Source organism: Mycetocola sp. JXN-3 (genome assembly GCF_014522285.1).
Taxonomy (GTDB): domain Bacteria; phylum Actinomycetota; class Actinomycetes; order Actinomycetales; family Microbacteriaceae; genus Mycetocola; species Mycetocola saprophilus.
Genome location: NZ_CP041635.1, coordinates 1,375,377 through 1,395,534, shown reverse-complemented (window position 1 = coordinate 1,395,534; position 20,158 = coordinate 1,375,377). Strand labels below are relative to the sequence as shown.

The following is a 20,158-nucleotide window of genomic DNA, read 5'->3' as shown; positions in this document are numbered from 1 at the left end:
TCTACCCCCGGTTGGGCCCGCCACGGTCATCAATGTTTCGTGGCGTGAAATCCTCGTGGCTGGCAACCCCGTAGAGGTGCGCGGCGGCACCCACGTGCCCGCTAACCTGTCGCAGCAGCGCACGGCGCGAATCCGGGAGGCACGTGGGATCAAGGGCAGCATCCAAGGCAAAGAGGTGGAATCCGTACCGGTGTTCACCGTGTCCGGGCAGCGGACGAGGGCCCGCATATCCGCGTCGTCCAAAACCCGCCGGGACCGAGTGGATATCGTGGGCGTCCCGGGCCAGTGCTCCCTCCACCAGGGCCTCGCGCGGGAGGTCAAGAATCGTGAGCGAATGGATCAGCGGGCGAGGCAGCGGCACATCCGTGTCCTCAACGATCAGCAGATAGGCGACCGTATCCCGGGGTGCGCCGTGCCAGGACAGCGCGGGTGACACGTTATCCCCCACCCCGGTCCCGGCATGGCGCCGGGGAATGCGCCCGCCGTCGAGGAACGCGGAACTGGTCAGCGTGAACGTGTTGGGGGTGCGCAGTGCGGGATCGTGGATGATGCTTCGAGATTCGGATGCGCGCACGCCGCGCAGCAGTGAACCGGGCAAGAACGGGGTCATGTGGGGTCTCCTTAGATATCCCCAACGTACAACTCGACAGGTAAACTTGCAAGATTGCCTGTCGAAGCCTACGCTGAAACCATGTCCCCCGCGATGAACATCCCCGATCCCGACCCGCAGTCCCTGGAAACCGCCCAGCGGTTCCGGCTCAACGTGGATCGGCTGCGCCGCACCCTGCGCCGAATCGAAACGGTCGAGGACCTGGGACGCACGCACGAGGCGGTCCTGAGCCTGCTCTTCCGGCACGGCCCGCTGAGCATCGCCGACCTGGCCCGGCGCGAGCAGATGCGTCCCCAGTCCATGGGCAGCGTGGTGGGCGACCTGGTGACCCGCGAGCTGGTTGACAAGGCCCCCGATCCCACCGACGGCCGCCGCGACCTGATCCGGCTGACCGACGCCGGGCAGCGCGTCCTGGACACCGTCAACCGGGTACGCGATCGCGATCTGGCCCTGCTCATGGATACCGATCTGAGCGCCGAGGAACGCCGAACCCTGCGCGCCGGCGTCGAGCTGATGGAGCGGGTCGCCTTTGGTCTTGATCGCAAATGAGCGCGGTCATCACCCGGGCCGAAACCATCGGGTTTGGCCCCAAATTTGCGATTCCGATTCTGATCGGCCCCGCCCTCAACCCGATTAACACCACCATGATCGCGGTCGCCCTGACCCCGATCGCCCACGCCGTGAACGTCTCGGCGGCCACGGTGATCTGGCTGGTTGCCGGGCTCTACCTGGTGAGCGCCGTGAGCCAGCCGGCGATGGGTAAGCTGGCCGACACGTTCGGGCCGCGCCGGGTGTACCTCACCGGACTGGCGATCGTCGCGGCCGCGGGCATCATCCCGACCCTGCTGCCCACCTTCGGTGGCGTGCTGCTGGCCCGGCTGCTGCTCGGGCTGGGCACCTCGGCCGCGTATCCGTCGGCGATGACGCTGATCTCCGATCAGTCGGCCCGACTCGACAAACCCACCCCGCAGGTGCTGCTCTCGGGGCTGTCGATCTCCAGCCTGGTGACCTCCTCGATCGGGCCGGTGCTCGGCGGGGTGCTCATCCACGCGTTCGGGTGGCAGTCGATCTTCCTGGTGAACATCCCGCTCGCGCTGATCGCGTTTGTGCTGGCCTGGCTGTGGCTCCCCGGCGACAAAACCCGGGTACGCGGTGCCCGCACGGTATCGGCCTGGAAGGCGATTGACCCACCGGGACTGCTGCTGTTTGCCATCACCGTGGTCGCATTGCTGATGTTCCTGCTGGATCTCAGCTCGGGACTCTACTGGCTCCTGCCGATCGCTGCGGTGGCGCTGGGCACGCTGATCTGGTGGGAGTACCGCGCGCAGGTTCCCTTTATCGACGTGCGCATGCTGGTCCACAACGGCCCGCTGGCTCGGACCTACCTGCGCCTGATGTTGGTGTTCACCGGCTCCTACCTGGTGGTGTACGCGATGAGCCAGTGGCTGCAGACGGATGTGGGCCTGGCACCCTCCACCGCGGGGCTCTATCAGATCCCCACCGCGATTGTTGCGGGCATCTGCTCGGTTCTGGTGGCCCGCGCCAAGCGCATCCGGGGCCCGCTGATCATTGCCGCCGCCGCACCGATGGTGGGTGGGCTGCTGCTCTCCAGTATTTCCTCGAGTGATCCCACCATCTACATCCTGGTGGTGCTCGCGGTGTTTGGCCTGCCGCAGGGTCTCGCCTCGATTTCCAACCAGGCGGCGCTCTACCGCCAGGCACCGGCGGGACAGATTGGTGTGGCCGCCGGGCTCTCCCGGACGTCGGTTCAGCTGGGCGCGATTGTCGCCTCAAGTATCATCGGGATCGTCTACGGGCAGGCCCCGAGCGATGCGGGGCTCAACACCATCGGATGGATCGTGGCCGGGTTGACCGCCAGCGCGCTGGTCCTCACGATCCTGGATCGATCGCTGCGCTCCCCCAAGAAGTAGCCGCGGCACACCCGGCCCGTCACGCCTGCCTCGCGGCTGCCTCGCGGCTGGGCGAGGCAGGCGCGTTTAGACGCGCGACCTGAACGCGCCGCGATAGGCGGCCGGGGAGGTGTGCAGTCGCTCGGCAAAGGCCTGACGCAGGCTGGTCGCCGTGCCGAATCCGCTCTGCCGGGCCACCTCATCGATCCCCAGATCGGTCTCCTCGAGCAGCTGCTGGGCACGACGCACACGCTCCAATCGCAGCCAGTGGCTGGGGGTCAACGCGTACTCGCGGTCGAAGCGACGAATCAGGGTGCGCACACTCACGTGGGCGCGATCGGCGAGGTCGCCCACGCCGATGCGGCGGTCCAGGTTGGTGCGCGCCCATTCGATCACCGGCCAGAGGCTCTCATCGCTGCATTCGGGGACCGGGATCGGCACAAACTGTGCCTGATCGGCCGCCCGATGCGGGTTCATCACCAGCGTCCGGGCCAGCTCATTGGCCACCGTGCCGCCGTGATCGCGGCGCACAATTTCGATACACAGGTCGATCGCGGCGGCCGTTCCCGCCGAGGTGAAGACGCGATCGTGGAACGTGTAGAGCACCGCCGGGTCCACACTCACCCGCGGATACCGCTCGCCCAGCGCATCGGCGTAGCGCCAGTGCGTGGTGGCGGTCTGATCGTCCAGGAGTCCGGCCGCGGCCAGGGTGAACGCGCCGGTGCAGAGTCCCACAATCCGCGCGCCGCGAGCATGGGCGCGCCGAATGGCCTCGATCAGGGCCGCCGGTGGTGGTTCCTCGAGGTTTTCTCCGGCGGGGATAACCAGCGTGTCCGAGTTCTCGAAGTCCGCGATGCTCCCCCGGCCGGGCAGGAAGAGTCCGCCCGCCACCTCGACCCCCGCCTCGTTCCCAAAGGCATAGGCGGTCACCAGGTACGGTGCCTGTCCCCCCACCCGCACCTCGCCAAACACCTCGTCGGGGATCGCCAGGTCAAACAGCGCCACGCCCGGCGGCACCGCCACCGCAACCCGGTGGGGTGCGGTGGCGGTGCCGGGTTCGGGGGTGAGGATCTCGGGAGTGCGCATCAACCGAGCGCCGCGTGGGCGGTGGCCGAGCCCACCTCGACCAGGACCACGCCGCCGATAATCAGCAAAATGCCCAGCGACATCAGCGCGGTCAGCGGCTCCTTGAAGAGGTACTTGGCGAGCACCGCGGTAATGGCCACACCGCTGGCGGCCCAGATCCCGTAGCCCACCCCGAGCGGCATACCCGAGCTCAGCGAACCGGCAAACAGGGAGAAGGCGGCCAGGTAGCCGCCGACGGTCAGGATGTACCAGCGGCGACTGCCGTCCACGGCCGCGCGCAGCGACGCGGTGGCCGCCACCTCGCTGCCCACGGCGAGCGCCAGCAGGATCGCGGCGATCATGCGGGGGCCTCGGTGGGTGCCTCGGCGGAGGTTGTGACGGCAGCGGCGGCCCGCTCTGCGGCACCGTGGGCGCGCTGGGATCCCAGCTCCACCACCAGCACCCCGGCGATGATCAGGATCAGCCCGCCGATCATCAGCGGGGTCAGCGGTTCGCCGAAGAACAGCACGGAGGCGAGCGCCGTCAGCGCGACGCCGGTGGCCCCCCAGATGCCATAGGCCACCCCGAGGCCCAGGCCGAGGCGCAGCACGCGGGACAGAAGATAGAAGGACGCGACGTATCCGAGGACCACGAGCGGGTACCAGATCGGATGCGTTTGAGCGGCTTTGAGGCTGACCGAGGCGGTGACCTCGGTCAAGATTGCGGCCAGAAGCAACAGCCAGGTTTTCATATGTGTGTGACTCCGTGAATAGGCGTTCGGCCACATGCCGAACATCCCTAGTTCACCGTACCTCCCGCGCCCTCACAATTGGCACGCGTGTCACGATACGAAAGATTCACGCCACCGCCGCGTGTGCGTCATCTGGGGCGGCGCTACATCCACTTTTTGTACTTGAATACCCCGTACAGCGCCAGGCCAAACGCCACCATCGATCCCAGCGCCAGCGGGTATCCAAACGCCCAGTGCAGCTCGGGCATATGGTCAAAGTTCATCCCGTAGATCGCGCCGATCAGTGTGGGGGCAAACAGGATCGCCGCCCAGCCCGAGATCTTTTTCATGTCCTCATTTTGCCGCTGGGCCACCAGGGTCGAGTTGACGCTGAGGATCTGCGACAGCGCGTCGCGCAGCTCGGACACCCGGGTGCTGGCGTGGGCGAGATGATCGGACACGTCCTGGAGGTAGGCCTGGAGCGGACCGGGGACCTCATAGCGGTCGAATCCCTGGCGCAGTGCCACCAGCACATCCGCCATCGAGGAGGTGGTGTGCTGCAGGTCGATGACCTCCTGGCTCAGCCGATAGATGCGTTCGGCCACGGCCGGGTCGCCGCTGAACACCTGGCGTTCGATCTGCTCCTTATCGATCAGCAGGCCACGCAGCACCGGCGTATACCCGTCCACGATGGCATCAAGCAGGCGGTAGGCCACGGCCTCGGGACCGAGGTTAAGCAGGTGCTGGTCATCCAGCAGGGTGCGCCCACCTCGGTCGGCGATGTCGGAGGGATCCCCGGCGATGGTCGCCTCGTCGGTGCCGTCGATCCAGCGTCGATCCTGGCAGAGCACGGCGATCGCGTGCGGGCGCACCAGCACGTGGAACTCGGAGAAGTCCACGTCCTCGGCGGCATCGTCATAGCGGGCCGAGCGCAGCACCATAAACAGGACGTTCCCGTAGCGCTCCAGCTTGGGACGCTGCTTGGCGTGCTGGAGATCCTCGACCAGGAGCGGATGCAGGTCCCAGGCGGCCGCCAGCTCGTCCACGTCCTCGGGTGTGGGCGCGGGAAACAGACTCAGTGCGATCCGATTGGGTGCCGCATCGGCGAATTCCAGTGCCTCGGCCACCGAGACGTTTTCGGGCGAGGGACGCAGGCTCCCGTCAATCACATACCGGGTGCGCAGGGTGGATCCACCGCTCGCCGATGGGGACGGCGCGGCCGGCTCCCGACGGTGAAAGAGCGGGTTTCGGCGCCGTACGGGCTCGTCATGATCGCGTTTGGGCATCCGCTTTTCCTCGTCTGGGCAGTGGTTTTGGGGCTCCGTCCAGCTTAGTGTCGTGGTTCTCCGCCGAGACGCAGCAACGCCCGAGGCCGCGTCCCAGCGCCCGGGTCCCCACCGTGAGGAACCGGGCGCTGGGCGTCAGGCGCTAGGCGTTTGGTGTTTGGGCGATCTGCCCGCCCTCCACTCCGAGGCGGAACCTCGGGTGGACAAGCACAAACACCAGCACGGCGCTGCACACCAGGGCACTGACAATCAGCGGGAGCGGCGGCCACCACGTGTAGAACAGGGTCGCCAGGGTGGGGGTCAGGACAAAGGTGAGGGCGTTATTGGCGGCGATCAGTCCGGCGATGCCTCCCTGTTCCTCGGCACTCATCAGCAGCGAGGGGCCCGCGGTGTAGCCGGGCATTGCCAGCCCGAGGCCCAGGCCGATCAGGAACAGCGCGATCACCAGCGGCGGGATTCCGGCGTTGGGGATCAGGACCAGGAATCCGGCGAGGGACACGGCCGCGCCCACGCGCAGCAGCGTGCCCGGACGCCATCCCAGCCGGGGCACCAGGATCGCCTGTGCGATGACCATCCCCGCCCCGGCGGCCAGCAGCGCGGCCCCGGTGATCCCGGCGGCGGCCCCCGCACTCAGGGAGAAGCGATCCTGGACGATGAAGCCGGTGATGATCTGCACAAACCCCAGACCCGTGAACAGCCCGAATCCGGCCAGCAGGAACGGCCAGGCACGCGGATCCCAGGGACTCACCCTCGGCGGGTTTTCGATCAGCTCGTGACGCTGTTCGCGGCGCAGGAACAGCATCACCGCGATCAGACCGATCCCGATCATCACCGGCACACACAGCAGCGGAACCATCAGCCCAAAGCTCGCCAACGCGCCGCCCACCACCGCACCGCCGATCATCGCCAGGCCCTGCACCGCGCCGACCCCGGCCATGCCGCGTACCCGGGATTCGGTGGTGGTGGTTACATCGGCAATATAGGCCTGGGCGGTGGGCGGAACCGCGGCGATGGCCAGCCCAAACAGCAGCCCGCGGGTGATCAGGAGCAGGATAAACAGCGCGGTTCCGCGCAGGGTCCCCTGCATCCCCAGCTGGGCGAGGAGGGCGAAGAGCGCCATCGCACCCACCGCGGTGCCCATGGCCGCTACGAGAACGGGTTTGCGCCCGCGGGAGAGCGAGGCGCGCCCCCAGAACTGGCTGCTGAGGACCACGCAGACCGCGGCCAGGCTGATCATCACCCCCACCTGCCATTCGGCCAGCCCCACCTCGCGTGAGAGCGGGGCGATGATCGGGTTGAGGGTCATCTGGCCGAGGTAGACCAGGAAAACTGCGCTCAGAACCAGCGGGATCTGAGGCTTCGTTGCGGTGGACGGGGTGTCCGAAACCTGGGGCTGCATGGGTGCCTTTCCATTTTGTGTTCTGCTGGGTACGCTAGGTCCGCGGCACACAGTTTCGCAACGGCGTTCTCGTTATTAACCGATTGGACAGCATGCCCGACTTTCCTCTCCCGCGCCGGCCCGGTCGTCCGGTCGAATTCAACCGCAACCGAGTCCTCGATACCGCGGGCCTGATGCTGATGAACGGCGGAATCGAGGGCCTGACGATGCGCCGGTTGGCGAGCGGATCGGGCACCACGCTGGCGGCCATCTATCGACACCTGGGCGATAAGGAGGGGGTGCTGAGTGCGGTCCTCGATCGCTTCTCTGAGGACATTCCGCGCACCCCGACCCACGGCACCCCGCAGGATCGGATGTTGGCGATCGGACACGGGATGTACGCGGTGCTGGTGACCCGCCCGTGGATCGTCGATATCCTGCGTCGCGGCGGCAGCACCGGCACCGGCGCGCTGTGGTTCGCCGAGGAATTCATCGCCGCCGCCGAGGAGCTGGGAGCCACCCCGATGGACGCCCTCAACACCTACCGGGCGCTCTGGAACTATGTGCTCGGCGCCCTGCTCACCCGGGTGGAACACGAATGCACCCTGGAGGCGGACACCCCGCTCGCGCAGAAGATCCTCGCCGCCGCCGAGCGCGACAACCTCCCGCGCGTGCGCGCCTACATCGGCGGCCCGATGGGCACCTCCGAACGCCTCTTCCGCCGCGGCCTACTCGCGGTGGTCGCGGGGCTGGCGGCACAGTGCCGGGCGGCATAAGCGCAGAAAAACGGCCCCGCGCGCACCGAAATACGGTGAGCGCGGGGCCGTTTTGATGTGGTGCCCCCGACAGGAATCGAACCTGCGACCAAGAGATTAGAAGGCTCCTGCTCTATCCTCTGAGCTACGGAGGCGGACGAAACAAGTGTAGCGCGAACGTCGGGTGCGGTGATTCAGGCGCGGGAATGTGCCGTCCGCGGCGGACCCGCCGGGCGCGTCGGATTCCGGGCGCGATGCGACAGTGCAGCGGTCAGAAACCACGAGCTACATCGGCCCCGCACGCAGATCGCTAGAGGAAGAAGCCCAGCACACCCGCCACCGCGGAGGCGGCGGCGATGACCAGGGCGATTGCGATCAGGATCGCGTGCACCCGCAGGAAGGCGGTGGCCTTGCCCTCGGCGTCGCGAGCGCGGGGGTCGTTTTTCACGCGGGTCCAGAAGCGCGGCCAGACAATCACGTTGTAGGCGGCGTTAATCAGAAGCAGGATGCACAGGAGCGGGGTCACCCCCTCATTCTAGGCGAGAATCCGCCATCTGTCGGCGGGGCGGGCTAACATGAGGGCATGGCAAATCTGGCGGACCGACTGGTCTGGATCGACTGTGAAATGACCGGACTCGACCTGGCGGTCGACGAACTCGTAGAGATCGCGGTGGTGATTACCGACTTCGACCTCAAACCGGTCGCACCCGGAATCGACCTCGTGATCAAGCCCAGCGCCCAGGCGTTGGAGCAGATGGGCGAGTTTGTGACCAACATGCACACCACCTCGGGGCTCATCACCGAGCTCGACGGCGGGCTCTCGCTCGAGGAGGCCGAGCGTCAGGTCTTGGAATACGTGCGCACGTATGTACCCGAAGCGAAGAAGGCTCCGCTGGCCGGAAACTCGATCGGCACGGACCGTTCATTCCTTGCCAAGTACATGCCCGAGCTCGACGGCCACCTGCACTACCGCAACATCGACGTGTCCTCGATCAAGGAGCTCGCCCACCGCTGGTACCCGCGGGTGTACTTCCGCTCCCCCGAGAAGGACGGCGGCCACCGCGCCCTCGCCGACATCCTCGAGTCGATTCGCGAGCTGGCCTACTACCGTGCGGCCGCATTTGTGGCCGAGCCCGGCCCCACCTCCGAGGAGGCCAAGGCCATCGCCGAGGACGTGGTGTCAAAATACGCTCCGGAGATGTAATAGACTAATCATGTTGCACCGCACGACACGAAAACTTCGATTCGCAGCCAGCGAAAAGAAGCGCTAGTATCGAGTAGTGACATGGTGGGTATAGCTCAGCTGGTAGAGCGCCTGATTGTGGTTCAGGAGGTCGCGGGTTCAAGCCCCGTTACTCACCCCAAGTAAATATGAAAAGAGGAGCATATATATGCTCCTCTTTTTGTTTTAACCGGAGAAAACGGGCATCGAACGACACGCCCGAGGCGATGAATTCCCGTTCCTGCGGCATCAAATTTTGACCCTCCCTCCCCCGAAACGACACGCCGATACCGGGCCAGCGCCACGCCCGAGATCCTCGATTCGGCCGAGATTCTCGATAGGATTTTTCTCGTGATGGAAATGGATCCGGATACCTTCGACACGCTCGTCAACGACGTCTTTGAGGCGCTGCCCGAGGAGGTCACCGAGGGGCTGGAGAACGTGGCCATCGCGATCGAGGATCTCCCCGAGGACGGCAGCCTCGACCTCCTGGGGCTCTACCACGGCGTGGACCTCACCGAACGCGGCCAGTACGGTTTCGGCGAGATGCCCGACCTAATCAGCCTCTACCGGCTCCCGCTGCTGAACTTCTGCGAGGACGAGGACGACCTGCGCGAACAGGTCCGCATCACCCTGGTGCACGAAATTGGGCACTACTACGGCATCGACGATGAGGAGCTGCATCGTCTGGGCTGGGGATAGCGCCCCCGCCGTCAAAGCGCCGCATTTTCGGCCGGTCACCATGCACGGGCCGAATGCCTGGATTACGCTGACTACAACGCGGCACGCACTCCTCGGACGCGGCAGATCACCCCGATCGATGAAGGGACCGTCATGGCCAAACGCGGCATCAGTATCACCCTCGGCACCCTGGTGTTGATTGGTGTGGTGGGGTACGGTCCCGCGGTGCTGCTGGGCCCGCTGCCCGAGCCCGATGTCACGGTCGCCGCGGCCCCCGCTTCGGCCACCCCCGTTCATCCCCCGGCGCTGCCCGAAACCGGTGCCACCGCGGTGGCCCAGCAGACCGCCGTCCTCGCCCACGCCGGGGACGCCTCGGCCCTGCCGATGTCCGGGATCGCCCGCCTGGTGACCGCGCTGGTTGTCGCCCAGCGCTATCCATTCACCGATGGTCCGGGCGAAAACATCACCATCAGCGAGGACAACTACAACGACCTCGTGGCACGGGCAGCCGCCGGGGCCTCCACCGTGTCGTTCTACCCCGGAGACGTCTGGACCCAGCACTCGATGCTGCAGGCCATGCTCCTCGGCGGCAGCACCAACCACGCCGACGCCCTGGCCACCTGGGCCTACGGTTCCCTGCCCGGCTACCTCGAGGCGGTGCGGGCGTGGGCGTCCAAGGAGGGGCTGAACAGCCTGAGCATCACCGACGCCGGCGGGGTCGACCTCACCAACGTCGCCTCGGCCTCGGACCTGGCGCGCATCGCCGCGCTGGCGGCGGCCGATCCCGGGATCACCGCCGCACTCACCCAGGCACCCGATCCGCTCGCCCTGCAGCGCGGCATGTCGGTGCCCGCCGCGTACCTGCCCGATGCCCACATTCAGGTGCTCTATCGCGGGTACACGGATCAGACCGGCATCATTCTGCTGTTTGCACGCACCATGAAAACCGACGCCGGGGACTTCACCTTCGGCTCGGCATCGCTGCGATCGGCGACCTGGAAAACCCTGGAAACCGAGACCCAGGCCCTGCTGGCCAGCGCGGATGCCGGGGTAACCGCCGCACCGGATCTCGCCACGGGCACCCCCCTGCTGACAGTCTCCACCGCCTGGGATCAAAAGGCCCGCGGGCTTTCGGGGGAAACTCCCGCCCGGCCGCACTGGGCCCAGACGGCCCCCAAGCTCGACGTTTCACCCGGGAAGGTGCCGGTTCCGGTGGCCGCGGGAACGCCGGTGGGAACCGTGAATGTGGCATCCAGCGATCCCGAGATCGCCGAGCAGAAGATTCCGGTGCTGCTGGATACGGCACTCACCGAACCGGATGTGCTGTGGCGGCTGAGCCATCCGCTGCCGATGATCCGGGCACTCTGGACCACGTACGTTCGATAGCGGGATCGGTAGCGGCGCGAGAGTCTTCATCCGCGCGGGATCGGAGGCGGCGGCCAGGCGAACAGCGTCGCGTCACCCGCGCGGGATCGGTAGCGGCGCGATCGGGCGAGCGGCGTCAGCCGCGCGAAGCGGGCGGCGAAACGGGCGAATCGGCCTCCCCGTCCGGCGGCACCACCCGATCCGGCTCGGCCCGCAGCAGCAGGCCGGCCCGGGCGCGCGGATCCCAGCGCGCCACATAGTCCTCGAAGTCCGCCTGCCAGGCGTCCCAGTGCGGAACATACCCCTCGCCGTCGCGGGCGAGGGCTCGGGCCTTGCGGAAGGCGTCCTCGGCGTCGATCCAGATCCCCAGGTCGGCCAGGTGCCCGGCGGGGCCCAACGTTCCGCAGCCCTCGATGACCAGCGGACGTCCGGGCTCGACCCGGGTCGCCGCGGTCACGATGCCGCGTTCCCAGTCATAGCCGTGCCAGAACCCGGGTTCGCCGCGGCGCAGCGGCACCAGCAGGTTCCGGGCCAGGGCCTCGGCGGCGGGCTCCAGGCCGTCCCAGCCGGGATACATCCAGTCCATCCGGACCAGGGTGGGTGTCCCCGATGCCGGCCAGTGCGTAATCAGCTCATCGGCGAAGGTGGACTTCCCCGCGCCGCTGGGACCATCGATCAGCACAATCGGGTTTTTGCGCCCCGCCAGGAGCGCAAAAACCCGATCAATCGCCCGGTGGGAGGCGGCCGCCACCCTATCCAAAGAGGAAGTTCCAGTGGCCGGTCGCCACGCTTGTCCACACCACGATCACGCTGACCACAATACCAATCGCAAACAGCGCGAGGTCGGTGCGACCGAGGCGTGACTCCCGCGCCCAGGTGCGGGTTGTGGTACCGCCAAACCCGCGGGCCTCCATCGCCGTGGCCAGCTTGGTGCCCCGGCGGATCGAGAGCACCAGCATCGCCAGCGCCATGCCGGCAAAGCGGCGAATCTTGCCCCGGTCGGCCACACCGCGGGCGCGACGGGCCAGTTCCAGCGCGCGCCAGTCATCCAAAAACAGCCCGATCATCCGGATCCCCGCCAGTGCCCCCAGGACAAAGCGGGCGGGGAGCTTGAGGATCTGCGCGAGACCGTCGGCCAGGTCGGTGGGGTCCACGGTCACAAACAGCACCACCGCGGGCAGCGCGATGGCCAGCACCCGCAGCACCGTGGCGATCGCGATCGTGATCGAGCCGTCGCTGATCTGCGCCAGCCCGAACTCCCAGTACACGGTCCCGTCGGGCCGGCCGTAGAGCAGCATCGTGATGCCGGTCAGCGGGGCGGCGATCCACACCGGGAGCGTGCGCAGCCAAAACTGGCGCGGGGTCAGGCCGGCAAACGGCAGCAGCACCGCGAGCGCGGCCAGCGCCGTGGCCGCCGAGACCCAGTCCAGGGTGAGCAGCAGCACGATGGTCAGCGGGACCGGGACAATCAGGCGCGTCACCGCATTGGTGCGGTGGATCACCGCGGTACTGCGCGCGGTGACCGCGGGTGCGGTTCCGGCGAGCGCGCTCATGACACCACCTCCGACACGATTCTCACGGTGATTCCCCGGGTACTCATGCGGCCACCTCCGCGGATCCGGTCGTCAGGGTGAGGGTGCGATCGGCCAGGGCCGCCACAAACTCGGCATCGTGACTGACGGTAATAATCGCCGAGCCCTCGGCGCGCAGCGCACCGATCAGCTCGACCAGCCGTGCCCAGGTCCCGGCATCCTGCCCGAAGGTCGGCTCATCCAGCACCAGGATGCGTGGGCGCGAGACCAGGGCGGTCGCCACCGACAGCCGGCGCTTCTCGCCGCCGGACAGGGTGAACGGATGGGCTCGTTCGAGCCGGGTCAGCCCAAGCCTGTCCAGCACGTCGTCAACCCGTGCATCCACCTCGGCCGGGTCGAGCCCCAGCGCACGCGGCCCCACCTCGAGTTCGCGGCGCACGGTGGTGGCCAAAAACTGGTGTTCGGGATCCTGGAACACGGTTCCGATGCGTTCGAGAAGCTGCTTGGATTTCCAGGCGATGGGGGAATCCCCGAGGCCGCGGGCAAGCTCGGCGGTTGCCCGCAACCGTCCGTCCTCGGGTCGCAGCAGGCCCGCCAGGGTCAACGCCAGGGTGGATTTTCCCGCACCGTTTTCCCCGGTGATCGCCAGCACCTCCCCGGCGCGCACGGTGGTGGAAACCGGGGAACCCACCGGAATCCCGCGCACGCGCGAGGTGGCCAGATTCTGGGCGTCCAGAAGGTCGGCCCCCGCGGGCAGCGCCGAGGGCAGGGATACCCGCGGCGGATGACCCGGCACCCAGACGCCCTCGCGGGCGAGCTCGGCACCGCGTTCGGCGAGCACCACCCCGGGGTGTCCATCGGCGATCACCGCGCCCCCGGCACCCAGGACAACCACGCGGTCCACGAGCGGCAGCCAGGTGTCCACCCGGTGTTCGATCACCACGAAGGTGGCCCCGGTCTGATCCAGGACCCGACCCACCGCATCACGCACCTCGGCGACGCCGGTGGGGTCCAGATTCGCGGTGGGCTCGTCCAGCAGCAGCAGTCCCGGACGCATCGCGATCACCCCGGCCAGGGCCAGGCGCTGTTTCTGCCCGCCCGAAAGGGCCTGGGTCGAGCGATCCAGCGGAACATCCAGCCCCACCGCATCCAGGGCCTCGCGCACGCGCACCCAGATTTCCTCGCGCGGAACCCCGAGGTTTTCGCAACCAAAGGCCACATCGTCGCCCACCCGGGCGAGGATCATCTGCGAGTCGGGATCCTGCAGCAGCAGGCCGCTGCGGCCTCGCTGATGCGCGGGATCCTGCCCGTCCACGGTCAGCGTGCCCTGCGAATCACCCTCGTCGTCCCCGCCGAGCACCCCGGCCAGGGCCTGCAGCAGGGTCGATTTTCCCGCACCGGAGGGGCCGAGAATCAGCACCCGCTCCCCCGGACTAATCTCCAGCGTCACATCCTCCAGCGCCCAGGCGAGCCGCGAGGCGTGCCGCCAGCCCCAGTTCTGGATGCTGACGGCCGCCGGTATCATTAAAGTTTCAGGGCTCACACTAAACCCGAACGCCCAGGCTGCGCCCCACCGCAAATCGGTTAAGCGCACCGGTGGCCGCCAGGCCCTTGACCGCGAACCAGACAAGCAGACCCGCGATCAGGGCACCACCGATGATCTGGGCGCCCACATACACGGTGATGAAGCCCCAGCTGGCGCCCGGGCTCCAGAAGATGATCGAGTTGACGGCCCCGAAGATACCGGCGGTGGCCCCGGCCAGCAGGGTGACCGGCAGGTTCCACACGCGGTAGGCGAAGAGCAGGAAGATGATTTCGGCACCGAGGCCCTGCACCAGCCCGGCCTCGATCGTGGAGAATCCACCCCACTGGTTACCCACCAGCGCCGAGACCAGCGCGGCAACGGTTTCCACGTAGATGGCCGCGCCGGGTTTGCGGATGACCAGCGCACCCAGCACACCACCGATGTACCAGACGGGTTCCAGGAGCCCCTGGAATCCGGGCAGGACGGCCTCAAACGGGGCCTTGATCCCGCTCCAGCCGAGGTTAAACGCCACAAAAATCAGGGCGACGGCCACACCCAGGACGCTGGCCACGACGATATCAACAACCCGCCAGCGGAAATTCGGTCGCGACGAAACCGTCGCCTTTTCGTTAATAGACACTGTGAACGTGCCCCTTTCTAATGAGAAATGGAGGCACGGGTTAGAGAAACTTATCCTCCCTGCGCTGGCATGATCCAGATCAGGTTTGACGGTCGAAGGTACGTACCTTCCTCTCAGCCCGGTGGTTCCCGGACTCCCGTGTTACCCCGAGTATAGCGCGCGCCCGGCCCCACGCGGGGACCGGGCGCACGACGCCTTCGGGGCGGCCATGATCCGGGGACGCTGCGTCCCCCCACGGCCGGAGATACTACTTCTTAAGCACCTTGATCAGCCGGGTCAGGATACGTCCGGACACCCACACCAGCGGGACCGACACCACGATGGTTGCCAGCAGGTTGGGCTCGAAGCGCCAGCCGTTCCCGCTGCGCACATACACCCCCACGGGGATGGACAGGCCTCCCCCGCCGCCACCGCTGCCGGCGGGCTCGCCATCGGTGCCCTCGGCGAACTCGCCCTCCCCGGCACCAAACCCGAATCCGGTGAGTGCCACGGGGATCAGGGTGGCACCCTCGACGGTGACCGGGTCACCATAGGAGGTCTGCACGCCCAGCTTCTGAAAACGGTCTGCGAGGTCCAACGCGATTTTCGTCATGCCCCCACGCTAGCGTGCCGGGCCGGATCCGGATACCCCGCTGCTCAACTGTGTGGGTTGATGACGCACGCGGCCCCCACACCGATCGGTGCGGGGGCCGTGATCGGCGAACGCTAGTTGTTATCCAGCGGGAGTCCCGGCGGGTTCACCAGCGACTTCGTGACCGCCTCGTTCTTCAGGCCCCAGGCGTCCAGCCACTGGCCGTACTGGCCGTTTTCGATCAGATAGTTGATCGCGTCGGCGATGGGCTGGGCGAGTCCCGAGTCCTTCTTGACGGTCGCGGCGATCAGACCCTCCAGGGTCTCCCCGGCCCCCGAGAAGATTCCGGCGGTACGGGTGGGATTGGCGCTGCCAGCGCTGAGCTTATTGCCGTAGGCGATGCCCGGGTTCGGGCCGAAGTAGGCGTCAATCTTGCCCGAGTTCAGGGCCAGGGTCGTGGCGTTGTTGTCGGGGAAGTAGGTCACGGTGAGGGTCTTCCCCTCGGCCTCCAGCTTGGTTTTCCACTCCAGCAGGATCTTCTCCTGGTTGGTGCCCGAGCCCACGGCCACGTTCAGGCCGTTGAGGTTTTCGAAGTTGTTATCGAACTCCCACTTATTTGAGTCCTTCACCTGGAACGCCAGGTTATCGCCGCGGTAGGAGGCGAAGTCGTACTTCTCCTTGCGCTTTTCGGTGTCGGTGATGTTGGAGAAACCCACGTCGGTGGCACCGGTATCGATGCCCACAAACAGGTTGTCCCAGGTGGCGTTTTTCACCTCGGGCTTGAGCCCAAGCACCCCGGCGACCAGGCGGCCCAGGTCCGGTTCGGCACCGGTCAGGGTTTCGTTATCGTCGCCGGTGAAGGCCAGGGGCGGGAAGCCCGCGGGCAGCGCGCCGATTCCGATGGTGAGCTTGCCCGAGTCCAGCACCTTCTTGGGCAGGGTCTTGCGGATATCCTCGACAGTCGAAACCTTGATCTTGGTCTCGGTCCCGGCGCCGTTGGAGAACGCTGCAACGGTCACGGTTCCGGTGTCGGCGGGGGCGGCTTCGGTGCTGCTGGAGCAGGCGGCCAGTCCGGCAACCAGGGCGGCCGCGGCGGCGAGCGCGCCGAGGGTCTGGAGCCGCTTGGGGGTGATGATGGTCATGGTGGTTCCTCTGTGGTGGGTTCGGGTAGGGCGTGTGGTTGGGTGTTAGGCGAGCACCTTGGACAGGAAGTCCTGGGTGCGGGAGTGGGCGGGATGGTTGAGTACCTGCTCGGGGACGCCCTCCTCGACGATGGCCCCCTCATCCATGAAGACCACCCGGTCGGCCACCTCGCGGGCAAAGCCGATCTCATGGGTCACCACGATCAGGGTTTTGCCGCTGCCAGCCAGGGTGCGGATGACGGCGAGGACCTCGCCCACCAGCTCGGGGTCGAGCGCCGAGGTGGGTTCGTCAAACAGGATCACGTCGGGATCCAGGGCCAGCGCCCGGGCGATGGCCACCCGCTGTTGCTGGCCGCCGGAGAGCTGGCGCGGATAGCTGGCTTCCTTATCGGAGAGGCCCACTCGGGCCAGCAGCGCGGCGGCGGTCTTGCGGGCCTCGGCGGGCTTGATCCCGTGCGAGATCGGTGCCTCGCTGACGTTTTCCAGGATGGTCAGGTGGGGAAACAGGTTGAAGTTTTGGAAGACAAACCCGATCTTGGCACGCTGACGCAGGATCTCGCGGGGGCGCAGCTCCTTGAGCCGATCCCCCTTGACGCGGACCCCGATCAGCTCCCCGTTGAGGGACACAAATCCCTCGTCGAGCTTTTCCAGGTGGTTGATCGCCCGCAGCAGGGTGGACTTGCCGGATCCGGACGGGCCGAGGATCACGGTCACGGTGCCGGCCTCGACGCTGAAATCCACCCCCCGGAGGACCGTCTTGTCCCCGTAGGACTTGGTGGCGTTATGCACGGCGATGGCCTGAGTCATGCCACACCCGCCGTCGCTCGGCGCGAGCTCAACGCCCGGCGCACCCGCTGCAGCGGAGTCGGCGGGAGGACCCGAACCGTTCCGCGCGCATAGAAGCGCTCGATGTAGTACTGCACCACGGCGATCACGCTGGTCAGGATCAGGTACCAGATGGTGGCCACCACGAGCAGCGGAATCACGTCGGTGGGATAGGTGCTGCCGAGGTTCTGGGCGATCCCAAACAGGTCCAGCAGCGACACGTAGTACAGCAGCGAGCTGGCCTTGATCAGCCCGATGATCTGGTTGACGTAGGCGGGCACGATCGAGCGCAGCGCCTGCGGTAGCACGATCCGGGTGAACTGGCGTCGCTTGGGAATGCCCAGCGCGTCGGCGGCCTCGTGTTGTCCCTGGTCCACCGCGAGCAGCCCCGAGCGCACCACCTCGGCGCTGTAGGCGATCTCGGACAGGCTGAGTCCGATCACGCCGAGCGCCAGCGGGGTTAGCGTCGCGACCGTGTTCACGGTGAACTGCGGTCCGAAGGGAATCCCCACGCCGATCTCGGGATAGAGGTTGCCGAGGTTGAAGAGGAACACCAGCACCAGCAGCAGCGGCACCGAGCGGAACAGCCAGATGTAAAACGAGCTCAGGGTGCTGAGCACCGGGTTGCCCGAGAGCCGGGCGACGGCCACCACGATCCCACCAAAGAAGCTCACGACCGCGCTGATCGCGGTGGCCACGATGGTGAGTTGGAGCCCCTTGAGGATTGGCGGGCTGAAGAACCACTTCCCCACCTTTTCCCACTCCCAGGAGGGATTGGTGAAGAGGGTCTGCGCGAAGTTGAGCAGCAGCACCAGGACCAGCGCGGTGATCACCCAGCGCAGCGGATGCCGCAGCGGGAGCACGCGGCGCTCGGCCAGGCGATGCGCATCGATCCCGGGGGGCACCGAATCCGAGGGCGGCGAGTCGGTGGGGCGCTGGGCAAGGGCCGTCATGAGGAGGATCCGTTCGAGGCGGGGGCGGGCGTGGGTGTGGAGGTGGGGGCCGGAGCCGGTTTGGGCGCGGGCCTCGACTCTGGCGCGGAGGCACCGGGCGGGGCATGCTCGGCTTCGTGGCGAGCGCGGATGTCCGCGACGTCCAGCGGTTCGGCGGTGAGCGACTTGGCGAATCCGTGGATTCCGATGCGCTCGGGCGGAATGCCCTCGTCAAACAGTGGGGTCCAGCCGGCCGAGCGGTAGAGCAGCACCGCCTCGGGCTGGCGGGGACCGGTGGTCAGATAGGAGCGGGTGAACCCGCGGCGACGCGACTCATCCTCGAGTTCGAGGACCACCCGGCGGGCGAGGCCCCGGCGCCGATGATCGGCGGCGGTCCAGATCCGCTTGAGCTCGGTGGTGTGGTCGTCCAGGGTCTTGAACGCACCCCCGGCGACCGCGATCCCGTCGCGCAGCAGCAGCACAAACGCGCCGCGCGGGGCGCTGAACTCGGCCGCTGGGTAACGGTTGATTTCCACCGAGGCCGGTTCCTCGAAAACATCGCCGTAGCGGGCGTCATACTCGCGCTCCAGGTCCCGCAGCAGCGGCAGGGCGCGGGGATCATCGGGACTCACATAGACAAAGGTTTCCTCGGCCGGGCGGATCTCGGTCACCCCCGCACCGGTTGATGCGGGAGACGCCCCGGCCCCCGGGGTCTGATCAAGCAGCGTCACGGGTTTTCTCCTGCCCGCTCTGGCCAGCGGCGTCGCGGCGGGCCACCTCGTCCCGCACCAGCGGGATCACATAACGGCCGAAGTCGATGGTGTCATCCACGTAGTCATAGCCGCGGGCCGAGATGATGTCCACGCCGAGGTCGACGTAGTCCAGCAGCGCCGCCGCCACGGTCTCGGGGGTTCCCACCAGCGCATTGGAGTTGCCGCGGCCACCGGTGGCGGCGGCCACCTTCGTCCACAGCGCACGGTCGAAGCGGTCCCCCTGATCGGCGATCGAGAGCAGCCGCTGCGACCCGGCGTTTTCGGGGTTGCGCAGGTCGCCCACAAACGAGGACGGGAGCGCGCTGGTGCGTCGCTCGATCTGCCCGAGAACGCGCTCGGCCTTCTCCCAGGCCAGTTCCTCGGTGGCCCCAAGAATCGGCCTAAACGCCACCTGGATCCGCGGACGCTCGGGCCGGCCGGCCGCGATCGACAGGTCGGTAATGGTCTTGATCTGTTCGGCGGTGTTCGCCAGCGGCTCACCCCACAGCGCGTAAATATCGCTCTGCGCGGCGCCGATCTCATACGCCGCCGCCGAGGATCCGCCAAACGAAATCTTCGGCCCGCCGGGCTGGGCGGCCCAGATGTCGCTGACAAAGTTTTCGATCCGATAGTGAGCGCCGTCGAAGCTGAAGGATTCGTGGCTGGTCCACGCCTGCTTGAGGATGCTGATGTACTCGCCGGTGCGGGCGTAGCGCTCATCCTTGGAGAGGAAGTCGCCCTCGGCTGCCTGGTCGGCGGTGGAGCCGCCGGTGATGATGTGCAGGTTCAGGCGTCCGTCGCTGATCTGGTCCAGGGTTGCCACCACCTTGGCCGCATAGGTCGGGGCCGAGACGTTGGGACGGTGGGCCAGCAGGAGCTTGAGGTGGTCCAGCTTCGAGGCCACATAGGCGGCGATGGTCGCGGGATCCGGGGAACCCGAGTGGTAGGCGAAGAGGATGCGGTCCCAGCCGTTGTCCTCGTGGGCACGGGCCAGACGCAGCGTATATTCCTTGTCGAAGCTGGAACCGCTGCGTGCACGGGTCTCACTTCCATCGTTGAGAGCGGCGATGCCGAGAAATTCGATGGGCACGGTGTTTCCTTTCCAATTCGGTGAGTCGGTGCGTCGGGAAGGTCTGGCGCTATCCGGTGGCGTGACGCTAACACCGGCACATCCGGCCCGACAATGGTGGTGATTCACAGTTCGTCATGAGTGTGCACTCGGTGTCATACAACGCTC

General features: G+C 67.1%; 23 protein-coding genes, 2 tRNA genes and 1 riboswitch. Of the genes, 7 read left to right on the top strand and 18 right to left on the bottom strand.

Annotated features, from left to right (window positions below; translation table 11 throughout):
- Position 1 precedes the first annotated feature (1 nt).
- Positions 2-610 (bottom strand): YbhB/YbcL family Raf kinase inhibitor-like protein, encoded by a 609-nt coding sequence (locus tag C7C57_RS06410; protein ID WP_187978000.1) that lies wholly within the window; start codon positions 608-610, stop codon positions 2-4.
- Between the two features lie 81 nt (positions 611-691).
- Between C7C57_RS06410 and C7C57_RS06405 the strand changes: the two genes are divergently transcribed.
- Together C7C57_RS06405 and C7C57_RS06400 are read left to right on the top strand one after the other, a co-directional pair.
- Positions 692-1,159 (top strand): MarR family winged helix-turn-helix transcriptional regulator, encoded by a 468-nt coding sequence (locus C7C57_RS06405; RefSeq protein WP_187977999.1) that lies wholly within the window; start codon positions 692-694, stop codon positions 1,157-1,159.
- Positions 1,156-2,541, top strand: a complete 1,386-nt coding sequence (locus tag C7C57_RS06400; RefSeq protein ID WP_187977998.1) for an MFS transporter — start codon at positions 1,156-1,158, stop codon at positions 2,539-2,541. Before C7C57_RS06405 ends, C7C57_RS06400 begins: the two co-directional genes overlap by 4 nt.
- 66 nt (positions 2,542-2,607) lie before the next feature.
- Here C7C57_RS06400 and C7C57_RS06395 read toward each other — a convergent pair whose 3' ends face one another.
- From C7C57_RS06395 to C7C57_RS06375, 5 genes are all read right to left on the bottom strand, one after another.
- On the bottom strand, positions 2,608-3,606 hold the full coding sequence (locus tag C7C57_RS06395; RefSeq protein WP_187977997.1) for a GlxA family transcriptional regulator: 999 nt from the start codon (positions 3,604-3,606) through the stop codon (positions 2,608-2,610).
- Positions 3,606-3,947 carry a multidrug efflux SMR transporter gene (locus C7C57_RS06390; protein WP_030148788.1) on the bottom strand — a complete coding sequence of 114 codons (342 nt, stop codon included), beginning with the start codon at positions 3,945-3,947 and terminating at the stop codon, positions 3,606-3,608. Before C7C57_RS06390 ends, C7C57_RS06395 begins: the two co-directional genes overlap by 1 nt.
- On the bottom strand, positions 3,944-4,336 hold the full coding sequence (locus C7C57_RS06385; protein ID WP_187977996.1) for a multidrug efflux SMR transporter: 393 nt from the start codon (positions 4,334-4,336) through the stop codon (positions 3,944-3,946). Before C7C57_RS06385 ends, C7C57_RS06390 begins: the two co-directional genes overlap by 4 nt.
- Before the next feature lie 143 nt (positions 4,337-4,479).
- Positions 4,480-5,601 carry a magnesium and cobalt transport protein CorA gene (locus tag C7C57_RS06380; RefSeq protein WP_187977995.1) on the bottom strand — a complete coding sequence of 374 codons (1,122 nt, stop codon included), beginning with the start codon at positions 5,599-5,601 and terminating at the stop codon, positions 4,480-4,482.
- A gap of 142 nt (positions 5,602-5,743) precedes the next feature.
- The gene (locus C7C57_RS06375) at positions 5,744-7,000 is read right to left on the bottom strand and encodes an MFS transporter (RefSeq protein WP_187977994.1); all 1,257 of its coding nucleotides are present in this window, start codon (positions 6,998-7,000) and stop codon (positions 5,744-5,746) included.
- Positions 7,001-7,092: 92 nt separating this feature from the next.
- Here C7C57_RS06375 and C7C57_RS06370 point away from each other — a divergent pair, with 92 nt between their 5' ends.
- Positions 7,093-7,755: a TetR/AcrR family transcriptional regulator gene (locus tag C7C57_RS06370; protein ID WP_187977993.1), complete on the top strand. Its 663-nt coding sequence runs from the start codon at positions 7,093-7,095 to the stop codon at positions 7,753-7,755.
- 58 nt (positions 7,756-7,813) lie between these two features.
- Here C7C57_RS06370 and C7C57_RS06365 read toward each other — a convergent pair.
- Together C7C57_RS06365 and C7C57_RS06360 are read right to left on the bottom strand one after the other, a co-directional pair.
- A tRNA-Arg gene (locus C7C57_RS06365) sits at positions 7,814-7,889 on the bottom strand.
- A gap of 155 nt (positions 7,890-8,044) precedes the next feature.
- Positions 8,045-8,260 carry an SCO4848 family membrane protein gene (locus tag C7C57_RS06360; protein ID WP_030148782.1) on the bottom strand — a complete coding sequence of 72 codons (216 nt, stop codon included), beginning with the start codon at positions 8,258-8,260 and terminating at the stop codon, positions 8,045-8,047.
- A 57-nt stretch (positions 8,261-8,317) separates the two neighbouring features.
- On the opposite strand from C7C57_RS06360, the gene orn reads away from it, so the two are divergent.
- From orn to C7C57_RS06340, 4 genes are all read left to right on the top strand, one after another.
- A complete protein-coding gene (orn, locus tag C7C57_RS06355) occupies positions 8,318-8,938 on the top strand; it encodes an oligoribonuclease (RefSeq protein WP_030148781.1) in 621 nt (206 codons plus the stop codon).
- An 84-nt stretch (positions 8,939-9,022) separates the two neighbouring features.
- Positions 9,023-9,098, top strand: a tRNA-His gene (locus C7C57_RS06350).
- Positions 9,099-9,310: 212 nt separating this feature from the next.
- Positions 9,311-9,658: a metallopeptidase family protein gene (locus C7C57_RS06345; protein WP_187978299.1), complete on the top strand. Its 348-nt coding sequence runs from the start codon at positions 9,311-9,313 to the stop codon at positions 9,656-9,658.
- Positions 9,659-9,790: 132 nt separating this feature from the next.
- Positions 9,791-11,023 carry a hypothetical protein gene (locus C7C57_RS06340; protein WP_187977992.1) on the top strand — a complete coding sequence of 411 codons (1,233 nt, stop codon included), beginning with the start codon at positions 9,791-9,793 and terminating at the stop codon, positions 11,021-11,023.
- 115 nt (positions 11,024-11,138) lie between these two features.
- Here the strand turns inward: C7C57_RS06340 and C7C57_RS06335 are convergent, their stop codons facing one another.
- From C7C57_RS06335 to C7C57_RS06290, 10 genes are all read right to left on the bottom strand, one after another.
- Positions 11,139-11,753 carry an ATP-binding protein gene (locus C7C57_RS06335; RefSeq protein ID WP_223144789.1) on the bottom strand — a complete coding sequence of 205 codons (615 nt, stop codon included), beginning with the start codon at positions 11,751-11,753 and terminating at the stop codon, positions 11,139-11,141.
- A gap of 1 nt (position 11,754) precedes the next feature.
- Positions 11,755-12,555 (bottom strand): energy-coupling factor transporter transmembrane protein EcfT, encoded by an 801-nt coding sequence (locus tag C7C57_RS06330; RefSeq protein ID WP_081863861.1) that lies wholly within the window; start codon positions 12,553-12,555, stop codon positions 11,755-11,757.
- Between the two features lie 43 nt (positions 12,556-12,598).
- Positions 12,599-14,059 (bottom strand): ABC transporter ATP-binding protein, encoded by a 1,461-nt coding sequence (locus tag C7C57_RS06325; protein ID WP_187977991.1) that lies wholly within the window; start codon positions 14,057-14,059, stop codon positions 12,599-12,601.
- Between the two features lie 19 nt (positions 14,060-14,078).
- Positions 14,079-14,699: an ECF transporter S component gene (locus C7C57_RS06320; protein WP_043321499.1), complete on the bottom strand. Its 621-nt coding sequence runs from the start codon at positions 14,697-14,699 to the stop codon at positions 14,079-14,081.
- A 38-nt stretch (positions 14,700-14,737) separates the two neighbouring features.
- Positions 14,738-14,849, bottom strand: a riboswitch (TPP riboswitch).
- Positions 14,850-14,946: 97 nt separating this feature from the next.
- A complete protein-coding gene (locus tag C7C57_RS06315; protein WP_030148774.1) occupies positions 14,947-15,291 on the bottom strand; it encodes a spore germination protein GerW family protein in 345 nt (114 codons plus the stop codon).
- 113 nt (positions 15,292-15,404) lie between these two features.
- Positions 15,405-16,412, bottom strand: coding sequence for a transporter substrate-binding domain-containing protein (locus C7C57_RS06310; RefSeq protein WP_187977990.1), 1,008 nt, complete (start codon positions 16,410-16,412; stop codon positions 15,405-15,407).
- Between the two features lie 45 nt (positions 16,413-16,457).
- Positions 16,458-17,219 (bottom strand): amino acid ABC transporter ATP-binding protein, encoded by a 762-nt coding sequence (locus C7C57_RS06305; protein WP_030148772.1) that lies wholly within the window; start codon positions 17,217-17,219, stop codon positions 16,458-16,460.
- On the bottom strand, positions 17,216-18,190 hold the full coding sequence (locus C7C57_RS06300; RefSeq protein ID WP_043321501.1) for an amino acid ABC transporter permease: 975 nt from the start codon (positions 18,188-18,190) through the stop codon (positions 17,216-17,218). The genes C7C57_RS06305 and C7C57_RS06300 overlap by 4 nt, the downstream gene beginning before the upstream one ends.
- A complete protein-coding gene (locus tag C7C57_RS06295) occupies positions 18,187-18,900 on the bottom strand; it encodes a GNAT family N-acetyltransferase (RefSeq protein ID WP_255505792.1) in 714 nt (237 codons plus the stop codon). The genes C7C57_RS06300 and C7C57_RS06295 overlap by 4 nt, the downstream gene beginning before the upstream one ends.
- Entirely contained in the window at positions 18,887-20,011 is a 1,125-nt protein-coding gene (locus C7C57_RS06290) for an LLM class flavin-dependent oxidoreductase (RefSeq protein ID WP_187977989.1), read from the bottom strand. The genes C7C57_RS06295 and C7C57_RS06290 overlap by 14 nt, the downstream gene beginning before the upstream one ends.
- Positions 20,012-20,158 lie beyond the last annotated feature (147 nt).

What these genes read in the sequence shown, in the direction of transcription:
- C7C57_RS06410 (WP_187978000.1), bottom strand. Translation starts at nt 610, where the DNA reads ATGACCCCGTTCTTGCCCGGTTCACTGCTGCGCGGCGTGCGCGCATCC.
- C7C57_RS06405 (WP_187977999.1), top strand. Translation starts at nt 692, where the DNA reads ATGTCCCCCGCGATGAACATCCCCGATCCCGACCCGCAGTCCCTGGAA.
- C7C57_RS06400 (WP_187977998.1), top strand. Translation starts at nt 1,156, where the DNA reads ATGAGCGCGGTCATCACCCGGGCCGAAACCATCGGGTTTGGCCCCAAA.
- C7C57_RS06395 (WP_187977997.1), bottom strand. Translation starts at nt 3,606, where the DNA reads ATGCGCACTCCCGAGATCCTCACCCCCGAACCCGGCACCGCCACCGCA.
- C7C57_RS06390 (WP_030148788.1), bottom strand. Translation starts at nt 3,947, where the DNA reads ATGATCGCCGCGATCCTGCTGGCGCTCGCCGTGGGCAGCGAGGTGGCG.
- C7C57_RS06385 (WP_187977996.1), bottom strand. Translation starts at nt 4,336, where the DNA reads ATGAAAACCTGGCTGTTGCTTCTGGCCGCAATCTTGACCGAGGTCACC.
- C7C57_RS06380 (WP_187977995.1), bottom strand. Translation starts at nt 5,601, where the DNA reads ATGCCCAAACGCGATCATGACGAGCCCGTACGGCGCCGAAACCCGCTC.
- C7C57_RS06375 (WP_187977994.1), bottom strand. Translation starts at nt 7,000, where the DNA reads ATGCAGCCCCAGGTTTCGGACACCCCGTCCACCGCAACGAAGCCTCAG.
- C7C57_RS06370 (WP_187977993.1), top strand. Translation starts at nt 7,093, where the DNA reads ATGCCCGACTTTCCTCTCCCGCGCCGGCCCGGTCGTCCGGTCGAATTC.
- orn (WP_030148781.1), top strand. Translation starts at nt 8,318, where the DNA reads ATGGCAAATCTGGCGGACCGACTGGTCTGGATCGACTGTGAAATGACC.
- C7C57_RS06345 (WP_187978299.1), top strand. Translation starts at nt 9,311, where the DNA reads ATGGAAATGGATCCGGATACCTTCGACACGCTCGTCAACGACGTCTTT.
- C7C57_RS06340 (WP_187977992.1), top strand. Translation starts at nt 9,791, where the DNA reads ATGGCCAAACGCGGCATCAGTATCACCCTCGGCACCCTGGTGTTGATT.
- C7C57_RS06330 (WP_081863861.1), bottom strand. Translation starts at nt 12,555, where the DNA reads ATGAGCGCGCTCGCCGGAACCGCACCCGCGGTCACCGCGCGCAGTACC.
- C7C57_RS06325 (WP_187977991.1), bottom strand. Translation starts at nt 14,059, where the DNA reads ATGATACCGGCGGCCGTCAGCATCCAGAACTGGGGCTGGCGGCACGCC.
- C7C57_RS06315 (WP_030148774.1), bottom strand. Translation starts at nt 15,291, where the DNA reads ATGACGAAAATCGCGTTGGACCTCGCAGACCGTTTTCAGAAGCTGGGC.
- C7C57_RS06310 (WP_187977990.1), bottom strand. Translation starts at nt 16,412, where the DNA reads ATGACCATCATCACCCCCAAGCGGCTCCAGACCCTCGGCGCGCTCGCC.
- C7C57_RS06305 (WP_030148772.1), bottom strand. Translation starts at nt 17,219, where the DNA reads ATGACTCAGGCCATCGCCGTGCATAACGCCACCAAGTCCTACGGGGAC.
- C7C57_RS06300 (WP_043321501.1), bottom strand. Translation starts at nt 18,190, where the DNA reads ATGACGGCCCTTGCCCAGCGCCCCACCGACTCGCCGCCCTCGGATTCG.